Here is a 21453-nt window from a genome sequence, read left to right as displayed (position 1 = left end):
GCGCGGGCAGCGGCGGGTCGTGATGGGCCACGGCGGGGGCGGAGCGCTCTCGGCCGAACTGGTGGAGCACGTCTTCGCCCCGGCGTTCGGGGGCCGGGCGCTGTCCGCGCTCGCCGACTCGGCCGCGCTGGAACTCGGCGGCGCCCGGCTGGCCTTCTCCACCGACTCCTTCGTGGTGCGGCCGCTGTTCTTCCCCGGCGGCAGCATCGGCGACCTGGCCGTCAACGGCACGGTCAACGACCTGGCGATGAGCGGGGCCCGGCCCGCCTACCTCTCCTGCGGGTTCATCCTGGAGGAGGGCGTGGAGATCGCCCTGGTGGCGCGGATCGCCGAGGCGCTGGGCGCCGCGGCCCGCACCGCGGGGGTGGAGGTCGCCACGGGGGACACCAAGGTCGTGGAGGCGGGGCGCGGCGACGGCGTCTACCTCAACACGGCGGGGATCGGGTTGATCCCCGCCGGGGTCGACATCCGGCCGCAGCGCGCTCGCCCCGGCGACGTGGTGCTGGTCAGCGGCGCGATCGGCGCGCACGGCGTGGCGGTCCTCAGCAAGCGCGAGGGGCTGCGGTTCGAGGTCGGCATCGAGAGCGACTGCGCGGCGCTGGGCGGCCTTGTGGAGTCCATGCTCGCCGTCACCCGGGACGTGCACGTGCTCCGCGACCCCACGCGCGGGGGTGTCGCCGCCGCCCTCAACGAGATCGCGTCGGCCGCCTCGGTGGGCGTGGAGCTGCACCAGCGTGCGCTGCCGGTCCCCGACGCCGTGGCGAACGCCTGCTCGATGCTGGGCCTCGATCCGCTGTACGTCGCCAACGAGGGCAAGCTCCTCGCCTTCGTGCCACCCGCCGAGGCCGACGCCGTACTCGCCGCGATGCGCGCCCACCCCCTGGGGGCCGAGGCCGCGGTGATCGGCGAGTGCGTCGAGGAGCACCCCGGCATGGTCGTCGCCCGCACCGGTCTCGGCGGCCGCAGAGTCGTGGACCTGCCGCTGGGCGAACAACTCCCCCGCATCTGCTGAACCACCCAGGAACGTGTCCGCCAGGGCACCTGCCGACAGCTCACCCAACAGCCACCAGGAGGTCGTGGTGCGGATCCTGCTCATCGCGAGCGCCTTCAACAGCCTGACCCAGCGGGTACAGGCCGAACTGCGCGACGCCCGGCACACCGTCGCCACCGAGGTGGTGCGCGACGCCGACGACATGCGGCACGCGGTCGCCGGGTACGAGCCGGAGCTGGTGGTCGCGCCGATGCTGCGGACAGCCGTCCCCGAGGACGTGTGGTCGCGGTACACCTGCCTGATCGTCCACCCGGGGCCGCCCGGCGACCGCGGCCCCTCCTCCCTCGACAGGGCCGTCGCCGAAGGGCGTACCCGCTGGGGCGTGACCGTGCTCCAGGCCGAGGCGGAGATGGACGCGGGCGACATCTGGGCCTCCGCCGAGTGCGCGGTACCCAGCGGCGTCGCCAAGAGCGACCTGTACCGCGGTGAGGTCTCCGACGCGGCACTCGAAGCGGTCCGCAGCGCACTGGCCCGGTTCGCCACCGGCAGCCACCGCCCGCTCTCGCAGCGGGACCTCACGCCGACGGTGCGGCCGGTCATGCGGCAGTCCGAACGCCGCATCGACTGGGGCTCGGACGGGACGGTCGCCGTGCTGCGCACCCTGCGGGCCGCCGACTCGCAGCCCGGGGTGCGCGACGAACTGCTGGGCGCCGAGTGGTACCTGCACGGCGGCCACCTCGAGGACCAACTGCACGGCGCCCCGGGAGAGATCGTCGCCACCCGGGCGGGCGCCATCTGCCGGGCCACGGTGGACGGCGCGGTCTGGATCCCCCAGCTGCGCCCCGTGCGCGCCCCCGGCGGCCGTGCGACGTTCAAGCTGCCCGCCACGCTGGCGCTGGGCGAGCGGCTGCCCGACGTGCCCGAACGCCCGGCACCGCTCGAACTGGCACCGGAACGCTCCACCTACTCCGAGATCCGCTACCGGGAGCGGGACGGCGTCGGGTACGTGCACTTCTCCTTCCCCGGCGGCGCGATGAGCACCGTCCAGTGCCGACGGCTGCTGGCCGCCTACCGGTACGCCTGCACCAGGCCGACCCGGGTGGTGGTGCTCGGCGGTGCGCGCGACTTCTTCTCCAACGGCATCCACCTCGGCGTCATCGAGGCGGCGCGCGACTCCGCGGCCGAGGGCTGGGCCAACATCCAGGCGATCGACGACGTGGTCGAGGCGGTCCTGACCACCACGGACCGGCTGGTGGTCGCCGCGCTCGGCGGCAACGCCGCGGCGGGCGGCGCCATGCTGGCCGCCGCGGCAGACGAGGTGTGGTGCAGGGCGGGCACCGTCCTCAACCCGCACTACCGGCTGATGGGCCTGCCGGGCTCCGAGCTGTGGACCTACACGCTGCCCCGCCGGGTCGGCCCGGAGATCACCGAGGCGCTCATGCGGGACGCCGAGCCGATGAGCGCGGCCACCGCGCGCCGCATCGGCCTGGTGGACCGGGTGCTGCCCGCCGGGCCGAGCGAGTTCGCGCCGCGCGTGGCCGAGCTGGCGGCCGCGCTGGCCGTGGATCCGGCCACCCACCAGCGGCTGGCCGTCAAGAAGGCCAACAGGGCCCGCGACGAGGCGGCGGAGCCGCTGGCCTCGTACCGCGACCAGGAACTGGCCGCCATGCACCGCGTCCTGTTCGACCCGGGCGCGCCGCACCACGCGCTGCGCGCCGCGTTCCTGCGCAAGGAGCCGGTTCCCGGCGACGTACGGGGCCGCCGGGGGTAGGCGCCCGGCACCACGGTCCCGCGACCGGGCACGCGCGAGCGCCCCGCCGGTGTGCCGGCGGGGCGCTCGACTGACAACGGAGAGCCCGCGGGAGAGGGGAGACCCGCCTCCGCGGGGGCGGTGTCAGTCGTTGTAGCAGAAGTTGCCGAAGGCCGGGTTCAGGACCCCGACGATGTCGACGGTGTTGCCGCACACGCTGATCGGGATGTGGACCGGAACCTGGACGACGTTGCCGGAGAGCACCCCCGGCGAGTTCGTCGCTGCGCCACTGGCGCCCGCGTCGGCGAACGCCGCGCTCGCGCCGCCGAGAACGGTGGTGGCGGCCAGACCTGAGGCGACAACCGCGGTACGGATGCGCATGGCGATCCTCCTTGCTCTGTGTACCAGGACGCGCACAAGGGTGCACCGCGACCTGAGCCGGACGTTCCGTCGCCACGCGCAACGGGCGGGGTCTCACCCGATCGGCGGTGTTTGCCTGCGGCGCCTCACCTGTGGGCGGGCCGGCGGCGGCCCGACGTGTTGACGGCCCGAGACCGCGGCCGAGGAGGCCATTCGGGTCCGTTATGCCGTGTCCTTCATATATTGCTCTGTAATGCACGGCGAGGCGGCGACGATGGGCCGGTCCTTGTTCTTTCGTGATCCCCACGGAGGTTTCCATGCGCATGCGCACCCTGACGCGTTCCCTCGCGGTCGGCCTCGCCGCCTTCGGCCTGGCCGCCGCCGGCACCACCGCGGCCTCGGCCTGCGGCGGCGACGAGTACAACTGGGTCAACAAGGACGTCCACAAGAACTGGACGTCCGTCAACGTCTCGGACGACGATCACATCATCAACGACTCGGTGATCTTCAAGTTCGGCCCGATGCAGAACGACTGACCGGTTCGCCGGCGGTTCTCCAGCCGACGCGGGGAGGCCCTCCGAACCTCCAAGGATGATCCCTCCGCGTCACGGCCGGACCGCGGGTCCGGCCGACCCCCAGGGGCCGCTCCGTCCGGAGCGGCCCCTGGTGACGTGTGCGGCGGGCGCCGGCACGCCGGGTCACCAGGAGGACTTGGTGACCCCCGGCAGGAACCCGGCGTGCGCCTGCTCACGGAAGCGGACCCGGGAGAGCCCGAAGGCCCGCAGGTGGCCACGGGGGCGGCCGTCCACGCTGTCCCCGTTGCTGCGCACCGGGCCGCACTGGCGTCGCGCGGCTGGCGCCGCAACTCGCCCTGCGCGGCACGTCGTTCGGCTTCGGGGATGGAGGGCCCGCGCACGATCTCGGCCGACCGCGGGCCGCCACCTCGCCGGCGGCCGCCCGTAGGCTCTGCGCATGCGCCACCCACCTCTCCCCTCCCCCGGTCCCGGCCTGCCCGCCGCACGCGTCACCGAGATCAACGAGGTGCTCGCCAGGGTGACCGAGTGGGCGGCCCGCCGCCCGGACGTGGCCGGGTTGCTGCTGGTCGGTTCCTGCGCCCGGGGCACGGCGCGGACGAGCTCGGACATCGATCTCGTCCTGCTGGTGGCCGACGTGTCCGCCTTCGACGGCGACGCCTGGGCCCACGGACTCGGGCTGCCGCAGCCCGTACGCACCCGGCAGTGGGGTGCCATCCGGGAGCGCCGCTTCGCGGCGCGCTCGGGGCTCGAGGTGGAGTTCGGGATCGGAGCGCCGTCGTGGGCGGCCACGCAGCCGGTGGACCCCGGAACCCGCCGCGTCGTCGGGGACGGGGCGCTCGTCCTGCACGACCCTGTGGGCCTGCTCGCCGAGCTGAAGGACGCCTGTCGCGGGGGCTGAGCGCGGCCGGGACGGGAACCTCGGGAAGCGGCCTCGCTACGGCGCGCCGGTGAGCGCCTCCGCCGCCAGGTACTCCGTGGCGGCAGCCAAGTCCGTCTCGATCCGGCGGGCCGTCGCGCGCAGTTCGGGCAGGACGGCGGTGCGCAGTTCGTCCGGGGTGCGCTGCGCGGCGTGCGCGGCGACGTTGAGGGCGGCGGCCACCCGGCCGTGCCGGTCGTGGAGGGGGACGGCGAGGGAGCGCAGCCCTTCCTCCAGTTCCTGGTCGACCAGGGCGTGACCGTCCCGCCGTGCGACCTCCAGAGCGGCGGTCAGTTCCGCCTGCCGGGTGAGGGTGCGGCCGGTCAGCGGCTCCGGCTCCGAGCGGGCCAGCCGGTCGGCGGCGTCCCGGCGGTCCAGCCCCGCGAGCAGGACGCGGCCCATCGCGGCGGCGTACGCGGGGAGCCGGGCGCCCACGCCGAGGTCGACACCCATGATGCGGGTGGCGGCGACGCGTGCCACGTAGCGGATGGCGGTGCCGTCCAGGACGGCGATCGAGGCCGAGTCGTGGACGCGGCCGACGAGTTCGGCCAGGTGCGGGGTGGCGATCCGCTCGAACGTGAGGCCCGCGTGGGTGGCGAAGCCGAGCCCCAGCGTCCTGGGCAACGGGGCGAAACGGGTCTCGTCGGCGCCCGCACCCACGTAGCCGAGGTGGCGCAGTGCGTGCAGGAGGCGGCGGGCGGTCGCCCGGGAGAGCCCGGTGGCGGCCGCGACCTGGGAGAGCGTGAGGCCTCCGGGAGCGCGCAGTGCGGACAGGACGGCGAGGCCGCGGGCGAGCGACTGGAGGAAGCCGGGCCCGACCTCGTCCTTGACCGCCCGCAGGGCCGCCGCCTGGGTGGGTGCGGGGGCCGGCGCCGAGGGGTGTGCGGGGACCGGCGCCGAGGGGTGCGCGGGGGCCGGCGCCGAGGGGTGCGCGGGGACCGTCGCCCCGCGCGGGGACGTGGTGAGCGTCTCGCACATCGTGGCGGCGCAGGCGCGCAGCCGGGGCAGCGCGTGGGCGGCGAGGCTGGCCGCGGTGTGTCTGCTGGTGTGGCTGACGACGCTGACGGCGGCGACGAGCGTCGCGTCGGGCCCGTACACGGGCAGCGCGACGGCGACGAGTCCGGGCTCGACGAGTTGGTCGTCCACGGCGGCGCCCGCCTCGCGGGCCTCGGCGACGCGGGCCGTGAACTCCCCGGCCCCTGGCGCCTGCCACGGGCCGCGGCGCGGCGGCAGGGCGAGGAACCCGGCGGCGTGCGGGTCCTCGGCCAGGCGCTGCCGCCAGCGCCGCCACGTGGCCTCGTCCCACCGGGCGGCGAACAGGGCGCCGGGCGCGCACCGTTCGGCGGGCAGCAGGTCACCGATGTGGAAGGTGACGGCCATGGCGCGCCGCCGCGGGCACTGGATGACGAAGCGTGCTCCGTCGCGGTCGGGGACGGCGACGGAGACCGACTCGTCCAGCTCGTCGGCGAGCCGGTGGGCGTGCGGGCCCAGCGCCCCGGGCAGGGTGCTCGCGGCCAGGTAGGCGTTGCCGAACTCCAGGACGCGGGGCGTCAGCCGGAGGTCATTCCCCTCGGCGCGCATGTGTCCGAGGCGGACGAGGGTGGCGGCGACGCGGTCGAGGGTGGCGCGGGCGAGCGGAGTGACGCGCACGAGCTCCGCGCGGCTGAGGCGGCCGCCGGGCGCCGCCGCGAGGGCGCCGAGAACCGTCAGGCCGCGCTCCACGGTGGCCACGGCCTCCCCGCCGGGCGCGGCCCGGGGCGGGGAGGGCCTGGGCGGTGCGGGCGGTGGGGTCGCTGCGCTGCGTGGCATGCGCTCCTCCGAAGTCCTCACGGGGCGGGCGGCGTCACCTCTCGCTCCCGGCGCGTGTCCGACGGGGCCACGGGCGCGGTCTCCCGGGTGCGGCACCCATTGACAAGGCCTCACGCCCGGAAGAGACTCACCGGGCGTTCGGGAACGAACGATAGTTCACTGTGCGAACACCGGACAGCGCGAGCCGCGCACCCGCCGCCGGCGTACGGCCTCGATCGGCGCCGTCCCGCACGAGTGCGCGCCCGGTGGCGAGTCCGCCGAGGTGGCCGAGCGCACCGCCGCCCCGATCCGCGTCCCCGAGGAGGCCCGATGACCGCACAGCGCCCTTCCCCGCCGGCCGAGCCCGGCTCGGCCGCCCCGCACGCACAGCGCGTCCCACCCCCACACGCGCACGGCGCCACCGCGCGAGGCGGCGGCGCGCCGCCCCGCTCCCCCGCGCCCTCGCAGGCGGACATCGACGAGGCCATCGGCGCGGCGCACGCGCGGGCCGCGCGCGCGGCGATCCGGGGCCATCCGCCGCGCGACTTCCCGCCGTACCGCAGCAGCGCCCTGCGCCACCCGCTCGCCGCGCCGCTGCCGCTGCGCGACCCGGAGGCCGTCGAGCTGAGGGGCCCGGTGTTCGGCGTCACGGACGTCACCGCGCTGGACAGCGACCTGATGCGCCGGCACCACGCGGAACCGCTGGGAGAGCGGATCACCGTCACAGGGCGGGTCCTCGACCGGCGCGGACAGCCCGTGCGCGGGCAGTTGGTGGAGGTGTGGCAGGCCAACGCCTCCGGCCGGTACGCACACCAGCTCGACCAGCATCCGGCGCCGCTCGACCCGCACTTCACCGGGTTCGGCCGCTGCCTGACCGACGACGAGGGGCGGTACGCCTTCACCACGATCAAGCCCGGCGCCTACCCGTGGCGCAACCACACCAACGCCTGGCGTCCAGCGCACATCCACTTCTCCCTCTTCGGCGACGCCTTCGCCCAGCGGCTGGTGACGCAGATGTACTTTCCCGGGGACCCGCTCTTCCCGTACGACCCGATCCTGCAGTCCGTCACCGACCCGGCGGCACGCGAGAGGCTGGTCGCCGACTACGAGCACGAGTTGTCCGTTCCCGAGTGGTCGCTGGGCTACCGCTGGGACATCGTCCTGGACGGCCCGGCCGCCACCTGGCGCGAGGAGGGCCGCGCCCGATGACCGAACCGACCGGGGGCGCGGCCGCGCCCCCTCCCGCCGCCACGCCGCTCCCGCCCACCCCGTCGCAGACCGTCGGCCCCTTCTACGGCTACGCGCTCCCCTTCGCCGGTGGCGGCGGCCTCGTCCCCGCCGGGCATCCCGAAGCGCTCACCCTGCACGGGTACGTCTTCGACGGCGCGGGTGAGCCGGTGCCCGACGCGCTGCTGGAGTTCTGGCAGGCGGACCCGGCAGGAGCGACCGCCGGGGCGCCCGGCTCGCTGCGCCACGATCCCGTGACCGGGCAGGTCGTGGGCCGCGACACCGTACGCTTCACCGGTTTCGCCCGGATACCGACGGACGCCGACGGACACTGGATGATCCGCACCCTCGCGCCGGGCCCGCACCGCAGTGGCGCCGTACCGTACCTGTCGCTCGTGCTGTTCGCGCGAGGCCTGCTGCACCACCTGCACACCCGCGTCCACCTGCCCGAACACGCCGAAGCGCTGGCCGCCGAGCCGGAGTTCGCCGCGCTGCCGCCCGAGCGCCTCCACACGCTGCTCGCCGTTCGCGAAGCCGAGCGGCGCTACCGCTTCGACCTCCGCCTCCAGGGCGAGAAGGAGACGGTCTTTCTTGACTTCCCCCTCGGACCCCACCAGCCCCCCGGCGCCGCCACCGGCCCACGGGCCCGGTGACGCACCCGACGACGGGGCCGATCTCGGGCTGCTCTCCCCCGTGCGGGCGGGCTCCCCGGCCGAGTCCGCGACGGGCGACCGCGCGTTCCTCCAGGCGCTGCTCGACGCCGAGGCCGCCCTCATCCGCGCCCAGGCCAGGCTCGGGCTTGCCCCCGACGCGGCAGCGCGCGCCGTCACCGCCGCGGCGGACGCCGCGCGCTTCGACGTACGGGACCTGGCGCTGCGCGCCGGCGCCGGGGGCAACCCCGTCATTCCGCTGGTCGCCGACCTCACCGCGGCGGTGGGAGAAGCGGCCGGGCCCTGGGTGCACCGGGGCGCCACCAGCCAGGACCTCATGGACACCGCCGCCATGCTGGTCGCCCACCGCACGCTCGGCCACCTGCTGGCCGACCTGGAGCGCACCGCCGCCGCGCTGGCCGCGCTCGCCGCCACCCACCGGGACAGCGCCATGCCGGGCCGTACCCTCACCCAGCACGCCGTGCCCACCACCTTCGGCCTCAAGGCGGCAGGCTGGCGGACCCTGGCGCTGGACGCGCGGCGGCGGCTGACCTCCGTACGGGAGGCGCTGCCGGTGCAATTGGGCGGCGCGGCGGGAACGCTGGCCGCGTTCGCCGCGCACGGGGGTGAGGAGGCGGCGCTGCGGCTGCCCGCCCTCCTCGCCGAGGAGACGGGGCTCGCCGAACCGCCGCTGCCCTGGCACACCCTGCGCACGCCCGTCGCCGACCTGGCGGCCGCCCTCGCGCAGACCGCGGGCGGACTGGGCAAGCTCGCCGCGGACGTGCTGGCGCTGTCCCGCACGGAGACGGCGGAGGTGGCCGAGGACGCGGGCGGCGGTTCGTCGGCCATGCCGCACAAGGCCAACCCGGTGCGGGCCGCCCTCGTCGCCTCCGCCGCACGGCAGCTCCCCGCGCTGGCCGGCGTGCTGCTGGGCGCGCTCGCCGCCGAGGACGAGCGGCCCGCCGGGGCCTGGCACGCCGAATGGCAGACCCTGCGCGAGGCGCTGCGGCTGACCGGGGGCGCGGCACGGTGCGCCGCCGAGCTCACCGAGGGGCTGCGCGTGCGGCCCGAACGCATGCGCGAGAACCTCGCGCTGACGGACGGGCGCCTCGTCTCCGAGCGCGCGGCGCTCGTCCTTTCCCGGTACGTGGGGCGGGCGCGGGCCGGCGCGCTGGTCACCGAGGCCGCCGCACGGTCGGTGTCCGAACACGCCCCGTTCGTCGACGTCCTGCGCGGGTACGACGAACTGGCCGACGTCCCGCAGGAGGTCTGGGCCGACCTGGCCGAGCCCGCGCGCCACACGGGCTGCGCGCCCGCGCTCGTGGACCGGGCGCTGGCCGACGTCCCGCCCGCACCACCCCGTACAGCACCGCGACCCGAGGAGAGTCCGTGACCCTGCCGCACCACCGCCTCGACGGCCCCGAAGACGGCGCGCCGCTGATCCTGGGCCCGTCGCTGGGCACCTCCCTCGCCGTGTGGGAGCCCCAGGTCCCCGCCCTGACCCGGCACCACAGGGTGCTGCGGTACGACCTGCCGGGCCACGGGGGCGAGGCTGGCGGCGGGAGCGCCGCCGCGCCGGACGCGGAGCCCGCCACCGTCGCCGAGCTGGCTTCGCGGGTGCTGGCGCTCGCCGACCACCACGGCTGGGAGACCTTCCGGTACGCGGGCATCTCGCTGGGCGGCGGTATCGGCACCCACCTGGCCGTCCACCACCCCGAGCGGATCTCGTCGCTGGCGCTGGTGTGCTCGTCGGCCTGGTTCGGGGAGCCCGCGGGATGGCACGAGCGGGCCGCGCTGGTGCGCGAGGACGGCACCCGTTCCCTCCTGGAGGCGGCGCCGGGGCGCTGGTTCGCCGACCCCGAGCGGATGACCGGCACGCCACTCGGCGCACGGCTGCTCGCGGACCTCGCCGAGGCCGACCCGGCCGGGTACGCCGCCTGCTGCGAGGCCGTCGCCGACTTCGACGCGCGGCCCGTGCTGTCGCGGATCACCGCGCCGACGCTGGTCGTCGCCGGCGCCGCTGACCCGGCCATCCCGCCCACCCACGCCAGTGAACTCGCGCACGGCATCCGCGCGTCCGCGCTCGTGCGGGTGGCGGGCGCGGCGCACCTGGCCGGTGTGGAGCAGCCCGAGGCCGTCACCGAAGCGCTGCTCAGCCACTGGGACGGCGCCACCCCGCCGCACCCCGCCGGGGAACGAGGCCCCGCGTGAGTCCCGGCTCGCGCACGCGGGTGGCCGTCGTCGGTGCGGGCCCCGCAGGACTGCTGCTCGCCCGGCTGCTGCACCTGCGCGGCATCGACTGCGTCGTCCTGGAGAGCCGGGGACGCGGTTACGTGGAACAGCGGCAGCGCGCCGGGATCCTGGAGCAGAGCACCGTCGACGTGCTGCGCCGGGCGGGCGCCGCGGACCGGCTGGAGCGCGAGGGGCTGCCGCACGACGGCATCGAACTGCGCTTCGCGGGGCGCCGCCACCGTCTCGACTTCCCCGCGCTCACCGGCGGCCGCCGCGTGTGGGTCTATGCCCAGACGGAGGTCGTCAAGGACCTCATAGCACTCCAACTCGCCGACGGCCCTCCCCTCTTGTTCGAGGCGCCGGTGCACGCGGTGGAGGGCGCCCGGGACGGCGGCTGCACCGTCCGCTACACCCACGAGGGCCGAAAGCGGGCGCTGGCCTGCGACTGGGTCGTCGGCTGCGACGGCTTCCACGGTGTCGTGCGCGACTGCGTCCCCGCCCAGGCGCGCCAGGTGCACGAGCGCGTCTACCCGTACGCGTGGCTGGGCATCCTGGCGGACGCGCCCCCCGTCCACGACGAGCTGATCTACGCCCACTCGCCGCGTGGCTTCGCGCTGGCCAGCATGCGCTCCCCGACGGTCAGCCGGCTCTACCTCCAGGTGCCGGTCGGCACGGAGCCCGACGCCTGGCCCGACGAGCGGATCTGGGACGAGCTGGACACCCGGTTCGGGGCGGACGCCGACTGGCGGCTGACGCGCGGCCCGGTCACCCAGAAGGCCGTGTTGCCGATGCGCAGTTCGGTGACCGAGCCGATGCGCTTCGGGCGGGTGCTGCTGGCCGGGGACGCGGCGCACATCGTCCCGCCGACAGGCGCCAAGGGCCTCAACCTGGCGGTGTCCGACGTGGCGGTGCTGGCCCGCGCCTTCGCCCACCTGCACGAGACCGGCTCGACCGCTGTGCTCGACACCTACTCCGACGACTGCCTGCGACGGGTGTGGCGCGCCGAGCACTTCTCCTCCTTCATGACCACGACCCTGCACACCGCGCCCGACCAGTCCTCCTTCGACACCCGGCTCCAGCTCTCCCAACTGGAGCGCGTCGCCGCCTCCCCGCACGCCGCGGCGGAACTGGCCGAGAACTACACGGGGGTGCCGCTGCCCGACGAGGGGTAGCGCGCGCCCGGGTCCGCGGCCAGCCACACGGCCGCGTCCGGCGGCAGGCACGAGGTGGCGCCACGCCGCCCGGCCGAGGACAGCAGCGGCTCCGCGTCCCCATGCAACGGCACCTCCTCCGCGCCGAGGTTGACCACGCAGCGGAGCGGCCCGACGGTGAAGTCGAGCACGTCCGCCGGTGCCCGGGCGCTCCACACCAGCGACTCGCCGGGGCCGGCCTCGCGCCGCAGGCGCAGCGCCCGGCGGTAGAGGTGCAGCGTGCTGCCGGGGTCGGCGCGCTGGGAGGCGACGGACAGCGGGCCGAACGTGTCGGGCTGCGGCAGCCACGCGGGCTCCGGCCCGGGCCCGAAACCGTAGGAAGGGCCTCCGGGATCCCACGGCAGCGGGACCCGGCAGCCGTCCCTGCCCTTGCGCTCCCCTCCCGAGCGGCGGCTCACCGGGTCCGCGAGCGCCTCCCACGCGAGGTCGGCGACCTCGGGCAGGCCCAGCTCCTCGCCCTGGTACAGGTAGGCGGCGCCGGGCAGCGCGAGCAGCAGCAGGGCGGCGGCACGGGCCCGGTCGCGGACCGCTCCGGCGGGCAGGTGCGGGGCCGCGCCGCCCAGGCGCAGCCACTCCTCCTCGTCGGTGCCCGGTGGCAGGGCGAGGCGGGAGGCGTGCCGTATGACGTCGTGGTTGGAGAACACCCAGGTGGGCGCGGCCCCGTGGGCGGCGGCCAGGGTGAGGGAGCGGTCGATGGTGGTGCGCAGGGCCGCCGCGTCCCACGTGGCGCCCAGGAAGTCGAAGTTGAACGCCTGGTGCAGCTCGTCGGGGCGGGTGTAGAGGGCGCGGCGCTCCAGTCCGGCCCACGACTCGGCGACCCCGAGGCGCGGCGGGGTGTAGGCGTCGGTGACGCGGCGGAAGCCGCGCAGCAGATCGTGGACCTCGTCGCGGTCCCAGAAGGGGTGGGCGCCGTCCCAGCCCTGGCCGACGATCTTGTGGTGGGTCTGGTCGGGCCCCAGATCGCGGAGGGGCTCTGTCAGGTCCTTGGCCATGCCGTGGCAGACGTCGAAGCGGAAGCCGTCCACGCCACGGTCGAGCCAGAAGCGCAGGACGTCGTGGAACTCGGCGACGACCTCGGGGTTGTTCCAGTTCAGATCGGGCTGCTGCGGGGCGAACAGGTGCAGGTACCACTGTCCGTCCCCGGTGCGCTCCCAGGCGGGGCCGCCGAAGACGGACCGCCAGTCGGTGGGCGGCGCCTGGCCCCCGTCGCGTCCGTCACGGAAGACGTAGCGGGCCCGCTCGCGGCTGCCGGGCGCGGAGGCCAGCGCCTGCCGGAACCAGGTGTGGGTCTCGGAGGTGTGGTTGGGGACGATGTCCATGAGGACGCGCAGCCCCAGCGCGTGGGCGCGGGCCAGCAGCCGGTCGGCGTCCTGGAGGGTGCCGAACCGTGGGTCGACGGCACGGTAGTCGGCGACGTCGTAGCCGCCGTCCGCCATGGGTGAGGCGTAGAACGGCGTCAGCCACACCGCGTCGGCGCCGAGGTCGGCCACGTGGTCGAGGCGGGCGGTGATGCCGGGCAGGTCGCCGAGGCCGTCGCCGTCGCTGTCGGAGAAGCTGCGCACGTAGATCTGGTAGATGACGGCGTCGCGCCACCAGCTCCCGGCAGGGGCGGGGCTGCTGGGCGGGGCGGGGGTGGTGAGCGGCATGGGGCCTTCCCTCAGCGGCGGATCGGGGCGGTCGTGGCGGGGTGGTCCAGATACCGCTGGGCCGCGGTGAACAGGTCGGGGTCGCCGAAGTTGCCCGACTTCAGCGCGAGGTTGACGGTGCGGCCCCGCCAGGACGCGCAGGTCCAGGGCACACCGGGCGCGATGGCCGGGCCGATGCGCAGAGTCCGGACGCCCAGTGCCGTCACCACCGCACCCGACGTCTCGCCGCCGGCGACGACGAACCGGCGCACCCCGCGCTCGGCCAGCCCCCGCGCACAGGCGGCGAACGTCTCCTCCACGGCCTGCTCGGCGGCTCCGTGCGCGCCGCCGTGCCGCTCGCGGGCACGGCGGACGTCCTCGCGGTCGTCGGCGCTGTGCAGCACCACCGTCCGCCCGGCCGCCAGGTGCGGCGCGGCCCAGGCGACGGCCGCGGCGGCGGCGTCGGCGGGCGAGCGCAGCACGTCGGGCGCGGAGAGCTTGCGGGCCGGCAAGGTGCGCCGCGCGTGCGCCGTCTGGGCCAGCGTCGCCTCCGAGACACTTCCGGCGAGGATCGCCGCGGGCCCCGGGGCCGCCTCGACGGCACGGGCCCCCGGCACCCCGCCGGGCAGCGAAAGGGCGAGCCCCGAACCGCCGGTGACCAGCGGCAGGTGGCGGGTGGCGCGCTCGACGACGGCCAGGTCCTTCTCGTCCACCGCGTCGGTGACGACGGTACGCACCCGGCCGTCGGCGGTCAGCCGCGCCACGTGTGCGAGCACGGCGCGGTGCCCGGCGCGCAGCACCTGGTGCGGCAGCAGCCCGACACCGTACGCCGTCTGCGGGCGCAGCACCCGCACCAGGTCGGAGTCGGTCATCGGGGTGAGGGGATGGTGCCGCATGCCGGTCTCGTCGAGGGGGCGGCCGTGCACGAACAGGTGCCCCTGGTAGACGGTGCGTCCGCCCGCGGGGAAGGCCGGGCAGGCGATCGTCCAGGCCGCACCGGTCGCCTCCAGCAGGGCGTCGGTGACGGGCCCGATGTTGCCCTCGGAGGTGGAGTCGAACGTCGAGCAGTACTTGAACCAGATCCGCCCGCACCCCATGGCCGCGAGCGCGCGGTGGGCGCGCAGCGACTCTCCGACGGCCCGCTGCCTGGGCGCGGTGCGGCTCTTGAGCGCCACCACGACCGCGTCCGCGTCCGGCACGGGCGAGGCGGGCACCCCCACCGTGACCACGGCTCGTCGCCCCGCCTGGGCCAGGTTGCCCGCCAGGTCGGTGGCGCCGGTGAAGTCGTCGGCTATGCAGCCCAGTTCCGGGCCCGGGCTCACCGTGCGCCGTCCAGCCCGGCCAGTTGGGCCGTGCCCGACTCGGGGGAAGTCAGCACGGGAACGGGCAACGCGTCCGCAGGAAGCCGGGCCAGCGCCGTGGCCATCGACGCCTGGGCGAGGAGCAGCACGTCATGGCCCGCGGCCAGCCGCCGGGCCTCGTCCGCGATGAGCGCGTCGTGCGTGCGGGCGTCCCCGCGGGACCGTGCCTCGTAGGCGCCAGGGCACGTGCTGGTGGTGAGGGTGACGGCCTTGCCCGCCGCCTCGGCCTTGCGGCCCACGAGGTGCGCGGTGGGCTCCAGCGTGGAGGCGAGCGTCGCCAGTACGGCGATGCGCCGGCCCTCGCGGACCGCCCGCTCGGCCATGGGCTCGTCCACACGCAGCACGGGAACGGTGGCGTGCCGCCTGGCCACTTCCGCGGCCTGGCCCACGGACGAACAGGTCACCAGCACGGCGTCCGCCCCGGCCTGCTCGGCGAGGCTCACGTAGGCGCCCAGCCGTTCGGTGGTGCGCGGCAGCGGCCCGTACGCGATCGTGTCGGCGAGCAGGCTCTCGTCCACGACGTGGTAGGGGCGGGCGTGTGGGGCACAGGCGCGCAGCAGCGGATCGAAGACGGCGGGCAGCGCCGCCACCGTGTGCAGCACGCACACCCGGGGTCCGGGGCCCGTCACGCCGCCCTCCTCGCCGCGGGCGCGTCCCACCAGGGTCTGCCGTGGGCGTCGACCAGCGCGCCGAGCTCCGTGAGCCGGCCGGCGCACGGGCCGCGCAGGGCCGCCTCGGGGTCGGGAGCGTCCAACGCGGCGGTCCACAGGGCGCGCCCGGCCAGGAAGCCGGAGGCGCCGGCGCGGCAGGCGGCCTCCACGGCGCGGGGGAAGTCGGCGGGGGCCACGCCCTGTGAGAGCACCACCCACGGCACGTCCACCACGGCGTCGATCCGCTCGGCGCGCGCGGCCAGTTCGGCGACGGTGCCCCTGCCGGCCCCCGGCACCTGGCACTTGTAGACGGAGGGCCGCAGCGGGGCGAGTTCGCGGGCGGCCTCGACGATGGCGTCGTCGAGTGCGAAGGTTCCGGCGGCCTCCTCCTGTTCGGTGGGGCGGGCGACGGGCTCCAGCACGGAGGCCAGCCCGGCCGTGCGGCACAGTTCCACGAAGCGCGCGGCCAGGGCGACGCGCCGCTCGCGGTGGGCGTCGCGGCGCCAGATCACCAGCAGTTTGAGGCCGCGCGTGCCCTCGGCGCGGACGGCGGCCACATCGACGCCGTCGTCGAGCGAGGTGTCCTCGACGGGGCCGCCGGGCCGCTGGTCGAGCACGTCCACGGCCAGGATGGGGGCGCACCCCGCGGGCAGCACACGCGCGTCGAGGACCGGGCGGTAGCCGTGGTCGGGGTCGAGGAGCAGCGCGGAGGCGTGCGGGGCGAGACCGCGCGCCGTGGCCACCTTGAACGCGGTCAGCCGCGCGTCGGCGACCGCGCCGTGCGGCAGGCCCGCCCGGTCGGCCATCATCGTGCGCAGCGAGTCGCGTTGGTCCGCGGCGACCATCGCGAACGTGCCGCCGGGCCGGGAGAGCCCCGCGGGTGCGAGCGAACCGCCGGCCAGCGGGGGGACTCGCGATGCGCGCGGGAGCGGGTGCGCGGTTCCGGCCGCGGAGGCGTGTGCGGCTCGGGCGCCGGACTCGGCTTCGGACGCGGACTCGGCCGCGGATGCCGCTTCGGTGGAGGGATTCACGCAGGGGGCTCCTTGTCGGACGGGACTGTGCCGGACATCCGGGGGCGGTCTGGGGATCGTGCGGGCCCTGGGGGACTTCGAACCGCGCGGGTGCGTCAGGGCCTGCGGGTACCTCGGGGCTCGCGGGCGACGAGACGTGCGGACGCCTCGGGTCCCGCGCGGGCGACGAGCGGCAGGAACCGGGTGCGGTACCGGGCGCGGTAGAGCTCCGCGTCGGACGGGTCGGCGACGAGCGGGGTGGCGGGCGCCCCGACCGCGTCCGGCGCGTGGCCGAGCGCGGCGCCCGCCCAGGCCGCCGCGCCCAGCGCGGCGGCCTCGGGCTCCGCGCACACGGCGGTGGTCCAGGGGCTGACGGCGGCCTTGAGGGCGGTCCAGGACCGCAGCCGGGTGCCGCCGCCCAGCAGCGTGACGCCGAGCGGCGGGGCCCCGGTGAGCTCCGCCTGGGTGTCGGCCATCCAGCGGGCGTGGTGGGCCGCGGCCTCCAGCAGGGCGCGCGCGAGGTGGCCGGCCCCGTGGTGCGGCCGCAGTCCGTGGACGGTGAGCGCGGCGTCCGGGTCGGGGCGCGGGGAGCTGCGCCCGTACAGATACGGCTCGATCACCAGTGCGTCGGGTGGCCCCTGGCACGCCGCCACGAGCCGCGCGAACTCCTCGTAGCGGCTCGCGTCCCGCTCGCCGCCCGCGCTGTCGAGGAACCGGTCGCAGAACCACTCGACCAGGGCGCCAGAGCCCTGCATGCCCGCCAGGACGATCCAGCCCTCGCCGTCGACGTGCCTGCCCCACGACATGCCCTCGGCGCCGGCGGCGTGTGCGTGCGGGGGCCGCGAGGTGACGGTCAGCACGGCCTCGGCGGTGCCCATGGAGTCCGCGGCCTGTCCCGCGCCTCGCGCGCCCGCCGCCCAGGCTCCCACCGGGTGGTCGTGCCCGGCGACGACCACCGGCGTACCTGCGGTCAGTCCCGTCGCACCTGCCGCGTCCCGCGTGACGCGGCCCAGCGCTGCGCCGGGGGCGTGCACGTGCGGCATGTGGTGCGGCGTCAGGCGCGCCTCGGCCAGCAGTTCGGGGATCCAGTCGCCTGCCACGGGGTCCCAGGCCATGGTGCGCTGCGCGAAGGTCGCCGCGGTGCCCACCCGTCCGGTCAGTGCGTGCGCCACCAGGTCGGCTGCCCCGGCCCAGCGCCGCATCCGTACGGGCAGGTCAGGCTTCTCCCGTACGAGGGCGCACCACTTCGCGAGGGGCACCTTCGCCTGTGGCAGCACCCCGGTGCGGGCGTGCAGCTCTCCCCTCCCCCACACGTCTGCCAGGCGCGCGGCTTCGGCGCCGGGGGCCGGATCGGACCAGGCCAGGACGGGCCCGAGCGGGGAGTGCGTACGGTCGAGGGGTACTCCGGCCTCGGCCATGCCGGTCACGCCCACGGCGTCCGGGACCGTGTGGGCGGCCGCGACGCACGCGCGGAGGGCCTCCAGCGCGGCCGCCGGCAGGTCGGGCACCGGGTGGGTGTGCCCGTCGGCGCCGCGCGGGGTGCGCCGCCCGGCGCGGGCCAGGACGTGGCCCGAGCCGTCGCACAGCAGCGCCTTGCAGTGGGTGGAGCCGATGTCGAGGCCGGCGAGTACGGGCGCGGCGGGCGTACGGGTGCTCACCCCTTGAGCCCCCCGCCGAGGCCGAAACCGCCGCCGAGCTTGCGGGACACCAGCACGTACAGCAGCACCGCGGGCAGCGAGTAGAGGATCGAGTAGGCGGCCAACTGCCCGTAGGCGACGGTGCCGTACTGGCCGAAGAAGGTGAACAGGCCGACTGCCGCGGGTTCCTTCTCCGGCGACTGGAGCAGCACGAACGGGATGAAGAAGTTGCCCCAGGCGCCGATGAAGGTGAAGACGGCCACCACCGCCATGCCGGGCGCCATCAGGGGCAGCACCACGTGGCGCAGCGACTGGAGCCCTGAGGCCCCGTCCACCCAGGCGGCCTCCTCCAGCGAGACCGGCACCCCGTCCATGAAGCCCTTGGTCAGCCACAGCGAGAAGGGCAGCGTGGCGGTGGCCAGGAAGAGGGCGGTGCCCCACAGCGAGTCCACCAGTTCCAGCCGGACGAACAGCTCGTAGACGGGCACCATGACGGCGGTGACGGGCAGCCCCGTCGCGAACAGGACGCCGTAGAGGAACGGCCGTCTGAAACGCAGCCGGTAGCGGGAGAGCGGGTAGGCGGCGAGCACCGAGACGACCATGTTGACCAGGGCCGCTCCCCCGCACAGCAGCAGGCTGTTGAGGATCGGCCGGATGCTGGTCTCCCAGTCCGCGACGGCCGTGAAGTTGCCGGCCGTCAGCTTCGGCACGGCGGCGCTCGCGGTGGCCTCCGCGTCCACGGACGCCACCAGCAGCCACACGAACGGCGCGGCGAAGCAGAGCGCGACACCGAGGAGGACGACGTGGACGAGTGCCGTGCCGGCCGCGCGACGGGGTTCGGTGAGTCTGGTCAGGGACAGCGGTGCGAGCGTGGGCGACGTCATCGGTTCAACTCCGGCTTGAGCACGCGCAGGTACAGGAACGAGAACAGGCCGCCGAGCGCGAGCAGCACGAGCGCGATCGCGGTGCCCTGGCCGAGCTGGAAGAACTTGAACGCCTGCTGGTACATGTACAGCGGCACCGTCTCGCTGGCGCCGCTGGGGCCGCCGCCCGTGAGGACGAAGATGAGGGTGAAGACGGCCAGTGTCTGGAGGGTGACGACCATCAGGTTGGTGAAGACCGACCGCCGGATCATCGGCAGCGTCACCCACCACAGCCTGGCCACACCGGTGGCGCCGTCGGTGGCGGCCGCGTCCTCGATCTCGGGCGGGATCTCGTCCAGCGCGGCCGTGTAGACCATCCAGGAGAACGCGGTGCCGCGCCACACGTTGGCCAGCACGACGGTGAGCATCGGATGCTCCACCAGCCAGTCGGGCGCGGGCAGGTGGAGCGAGGTGAGGACCGTGTCCAGGGTGCCGCCGTCGGAGAAGAACGCGTACAGCGTGAAGCCCGCGACGATCTCCGGCAGTACCCAGGCGCCGACCAGCAGCACGCCCAGCGCCGTCCTTATCCACCGGGCGCGGCCGCGCAGCAGCAGGGCCAGTGCGAGCCCGAGGCCGTTTTGGCCCAGCACTCCGGAGGTGAGCGCGAAGACGAGGGTGAGCACGAGGGAGGCGGTGAACTGCTGGTCACCGAAGAGCCGGGTGAAGTTGCGCAGGCCGACGAACTCCGGGTCGCGCGCCGCGGCTCCGGTCAGCGCCGTGTTGGTGAAGGCGGCGTAGACGCACCACAGGACGGGCCCGGCGAAGAAGACGGCGAGCAGCGCGACGGACGGCAGCAGCGGCAGGGCCCGTCCGGCGGTACGCCGCAGGCCGGAGGGCGGCCGCCCCGGCGCGGTCCCACGCGGCTCGGTGGTCCCCGGGGCGCCGGCCCGGGTCAGGACCGACTCAGCCACGGTCCACCACCCGGTCCTCGCCGAGGTCGTCGCGCAGCCCGTCGGCATAGGTGCGGGCCGCTCGCGCCGGGGTGGCCTTGCCGGTCATCACGTCCTCCATGGCGACCTGCGCCCGGCTGGAGACCATCAGGTACTCGGCCTGCGTGGGACGGAACTCCGTGACGGACAGCAGCTTCGCGAAGGTCTCGTTGGTGGGCAGCGCCTCCGTGTAGGCGGGATCGGCCAGCACGTCCTCGCGCACCGGTATCTGGGCGTTCTCCACGGCGTACCGCAGCGCCCGCTCGCGTCCTGTGGCGTACGCGATGAAGCGGAACGCCGCCTCGGGAGCGGCGCTGTGGGCTCCCACCGACAGCATCCAGCCGCCGGAGAGGCTGACCCGGCCGGGGCCGTGCCGCGCGGGCATCGCGGCGACGCCGATGTGCCGCGTCCAGCCCGGCCAGGGCGAGGCACCGCCCTCGATCCACGTCTTCGGGGTCCAGGAGCCCTCGCCCACCGCGATGCCGACCTTGCCGGCGGGCAGCAGTTCGGACACCAGCTTGTCGCGGGCCGTCGGGCTGAACGACATCTGCCGGGTGGGACCCAGCTCCTCGCGGAAGACCGCGTCGACGAAGCTCAGGCTCGCGCGCAGCCCGGGGGTGTCGCCCTTCCACAGGCCCGACTTCTCGTCGTGGAAGCCGTCGTCGGTGCCGTACAGCAGCATCAGCAGGCCCTGGGTGGTGGTGGCCTCACCGAGCGCCTTGGTGGCGTACACGTTGAGCGGTACGGCGCCCCGGACCCGGCGGCGGATGATCCGGGCGGCGCCGAGCAGGTCGTTCCAGTCGCGTGGCCGCCACACGGACGGGAGCCCGGCGGCGGCGAAGACGCGCCGGTCGTAGAGGATCGCGCGGACGTCGGTCCCGGTGAGCACGCCGTAGGTGCGGCCGTCGTCGGCGCGGGTGGCCTCACGGGCGGTCGCGTTGAAGTGCCGCCAGTCCGGCCATGCGCGCAACCACGCGTCCAGCGGTCGCAGATATCCCGCCTGGACGTCGGCGTTGGTCATCACCGTGTCCTGGAAGACGACGTCGGGCGCGCTGGTCGCCGAGCGCTGCATCAGCTCGATCTTCGTGGCGAAGTTGCCCTGCTGGTCGGGGATCGGGATCAGCTCGACGGGACGGCCGGTCCGCGCGGCGGCGAACGCGTCGGCGCAGGCCCGCATCTGGCGGTGGACGATGTCGTCCTCTCCCCAGAAGGGGTAGGCGACGCGCAGCGCCCGTTCGGCGCCGTCGGCACGGCCCGAGCATCCGGTCAGCGCCCCGCCGAACAGGCCCGCGGCGGCCGCGCCGAGGACGGTCCTGCGGACGGTTCCGGAGGCGGGCCGCCGAGGTGGCGCGGGATTCCGCTGCATGTTCTCTCCCGTGAGTGTCTGCGGGGGTCCGGCGGGCCGGCCAGGGGAGTGACGTCGAGGTGACATCGATGTCGTGTGGGAACGTAACCACACCCGTCCCGGCGGTCAATGGCGCGGACGAAACCGGCTCGGACAGCCGCCTCCGGCAGCCGGCTCGACAGCCGCGTCGGGCAGTCCGCTCCGGACGGCCGGCTCGGACACCCCACGGCGTCCGGAGGGAGCGCACCTTCTGCGGGCGGGTCGGACATCCCCACCCATGGGCGGGCGACCCACTGGGTACCGCGAGGCGCG

Annotated in this window: 19 protein-coding genes and 1 pseudogene; 9 read left to right on the top strand and 11 right to left on the bottom strand. The window is 75.6% G+C overall.

What is annotated here, in order from left to right:
• The first annotated feature begins 22 nt into the window (after positions 1 to 22).
• Positions 23 to 1012: a hydrogenase expression/formation protein HypE gene (gene hypE / locus MMF93_RS29215; RefSeq protein ID WP_242757841.1), complete on the top strand. Its 990-nt coding sequence runs from the start codon at positions 23 to 25 to the stop codon at positions 1010 to 1012.
• 67 nt (positions 1013 to 1079) lie between these two features.
• Positions 1080 to 2762, top strand: a complete 1683-nt coding sequence (locus MMF93_RS29210; protein WP_242757840.1) for a hydrogenase maturation protein — start codon at positions 1080 to 1082, stop codon at positions 2760 to 2762.
• Positions 2763 to 2885: 123 nt separating this feature from the next.
• Here MMF93_RS29210 and MMF93_RS29205 read toward each other — a convergent pair whose 3' ends face one another.
• Entirely contained in the window at positions 2886 to 3122 is a 237-nt protein-coding gene (locus tag MMF93_RS29205) for a chaplin (RefSeq protein WP_242756132.1), read from the bottom strand.
• 296 nt (positions 3123 to 3418) lie between these two features.
• Between MMF93_RS29205 and MMF93_RS29200 the strand changes: the two genes are divergently transcribed.
• Complete coding sequence (locus MMF93_RS29200; RefSeq protein ID WP_114024422.1) at positions 3419 to 3637, top strand: hypothetical protein; 219 nt, start codon at positions 3419 to 3421, stop codon at positions 3635 to 3637.
• Between the two features lie 162 nt (positions 3638 to 3799).
• Here MMF93_RS29200 and rpsN read toward each other — a convergent pair.
• Positions 3800 to 4023, bottom strand: a pseudogene (gene rpsN, locus MMF93_RS29195) (30S ribosomal protein S14); the annotation flags it as partial.
• Between the two features lie 50 nt (positions 4024 to 4073).
• Here rpsN and MMF93_RS29190 point away from each other — a divergent pair.
• On the top strand, positions 4074 to 4535 hold the full coding sequence (locus tag MMF93_RS29190; protein WP_242756131.1) for a nucleotidyltransferase domain-containing protein: 462 nt from the start codon (positions 4074 to 4076) through the stop codon (positions 4533 to 4535).
• Between the two features lie 36 nt (positions 4536 to 4571).
• On the opposite strand, the gene MMF93_RS29185 is transcribed toward MMF93_RS29190, so the two are convergent.
• Complete coding sequence (locus MMF93_RS29185; RefSeq protein WP_242756130.1) at positions 4572 to 6362, bottom strand: IclR family transcriptional regulator domain-containing protein; 1791 nt, start codon at positions 6360 to 6362, stop codon at positions 4572 to 4574.
• 309 nt (positions 6363 to 6671) lie between these two features.
• On the opposite strand from MMF93_RS29185, the gene pcaH reads away from it, so the two are divergent.
• From pcaH to MMF93_RS29160, 5 genes are read left to right on the top strand one after another with little or no spacing between them, the layout of a single operon-like run.
• A complete protein-coding gene (pcaH, locus tag MMF93_RS29180) occupies positions 6672 to 7550 on the top strand; it encodes a protocatechuate 3,4-dioxygenase subunit beta (protein WP_242756129.1) in 879 nt (292 codons plus the stop codon).
• The gene (gene pcaG, locus MMF93_RS29175; RefSeq protein WP_242756127.1) at positions 7547 to 8221 is read left to right on the top strand and encodes a protocatechuate 3,4-dioxygenase subunit alpha; all 675 of its coding nucleotides are present in this window, start codon (positions 7547 to 7549) and stop codon (positions 8219 to 8221) included. The genes pcaH and pcaG overlap by 4 nt, the downstream gene beginning before the upstream one ends.
• Positions 8160 to 9611, top strand: a complete 1452-nt coding sequence (gene pcaB, locus MMF93_RS29170) for a 3-carboxy-cis,cis-muconate cycloisomerase (RefSeq protein ID WP_423835545.1) — start codon at positions 8160 to 8162, stop codon at positions 9609 to 9611. The genes pcaG and pcaB overlap by 62 nt, the downstream gene beginning before the upstream one ends.
• A complete protein-coding gene (locus MMF93_RS29165) occupies positions 9608 to 10429 on the top strand; it encodes an alpha/beta fold hydrolase (protein WP_242756126.1) in 822 nt (273 codons plus the stop codon). Before pcaB ends, MMF93_RS29165 begins: the two co-directional genes overlap by 4 nt.
• On the top strand, positions 10426 to 11622 hold the full coding sequence (locus MMF93_RS29160; RefSeq protein ID WP_242756124.1) for a 4-hydroxybenzoate 3-monooxygenase: 1197 nt from the start codon (positions 10426 to 10428) through the stop codon (positions 11620 to 11622). The genes MMF93_RS29165 and MMF93_RS29160 overlap by 4 nt, the downstream gene beginning before the upstream one ends.
• On the opposite strand, the gene MMF93_RS29155 is transcribed toward MMF93_RS29160, so the two are convergent.
• The 8 genes from MMF93_RS29155 to MMF93_RS29120 form a co-directional block, all read right to left on the bottom strand.
• Positions 11589 to 13307 carry a glycoside hydrolase family 13 protein gene (locus MMF93_RS29155; RefSeq protein WP_242756121.1) on the bottom strand — a complete coding sequence of 573 codons (1719 nt, stop codon included), beginning with the start codon at positions 13305 to 13307 and terminating at the stop codon, positions 11589 to 11591. The genes MMF93_RS29160 and MMF93_RS29155 overlap by 34 nt on opposite strands.
• 11 nt (positions 13308 to 13318) lie before the next feature.
• Positions 13319 to 14608 (bottom strand): 3-oxo-tetronate kinase, encoded by a 1290-nt coding sequence (otnK, locus tag MMF93_RS29150; protein WP_242756119.1) that lies wholly within the window; start codon positions 14606 to 14608, stop codon positions 13319 to 13321.
• Positions 14605 to 15276, bottom strand: a complete 672-nt coding sequence (locus tag MMF93_RS29145) for an aspartate/glutamate racemase family protein (protein WP_242756117.1) — start codon at positions 15274 to 15276, stop codon at positions 14605 to 14607. Before MMF93_RS29145 ends, otnK begins: the two co-directional genes overlap by 4 nt.
• On the bottom strand, positions 15273 to 16328 hold the full coding sequence (locus tag MMF93_RS29140) for a hypothetical protein (RefSeq protein WP_242756115.1): 1056 nt from the start codon (positions 16326 to 16328) through the stop codon (positions 15273 to 15275). The genes MMF93_RS29145 and MMF93_RS29140 overlap by 4 nt, the downstream gene beginning before the upstream one ends.
• A 95-nt stretch (positions 16329 to 16423) precedes the next feature.
• On the bottom strand, positions 16424 to 17965 hold the full coding sequence (locus MMF93_RS29135; RefSeq protein WP_242756113.1) for an FGGY-family carbohydrate kinase: 1542 nt from the start codon (positions 17963 to 17965) through the stop codon (positions 16424 to 16426).
• Entirely contained in the window at positions 17962 to 18828 is an 867-nt protein-coding gene (locus MMF93_RS29130) for a carbohydrate ABC transporter permease (RefSeq protein WP_242756112.1), read from the bottom strand. Before MMF93_RS29130 ends, MMF93_RS29135 begins: the two co-directional genes overlap by 4 nt.
• Positions 18825 to 19778 (bottom strand): carbohydrate ABC transporter permease, encoded by a 954-nt coding sequence (locus tag MMF93_RS29125; RefSeq protein ID WP_242756111.1) that lies wholly within the window; start codon positions 19776 to 19778, stop codon positions 18825 to 18827. Before MMF93_RS29125 ends, MMF93_RS29130 begins: the two co-directional genes overlap by 4 nt.
• Positions 19771 to 21162 carry an extracellular solute-binding protein gene (locus MMF93_RS29120; protein ID WP_242756110.1) on the bottom strand — a complete coding sequence of 464 codons (1392 nt, stop codon included), beginning with the start codon at positions 21160 to 21162 and terminating at the stop codon, positions 19771 to 19773. The genes MMF93_RS29125 and MMF93_RS29120 overlap by 8 nt, the downstream gene beginning before the upstream one ends.
• Between the last annotated feature and the right edge of the window lie 291 nt (positions 21163 to 21453).

Origin of the sequence: Streptomyces tubbatahanensis (genome assembly GCF_022699385.1) — a bacterium.
In the GTDB taxonomy this organism is placed as follows: domain Bacteria; phylum Actinomycetota; class Actinomycetes; order Streptomycetales; family Streptomycetaceae; genus Streptomyces; species Streptomyces diacarni.
Note: the sequence above shows the minus strand (reverse complement) of the source record. Positions and strands in the feature narration are given on the sequence as shown.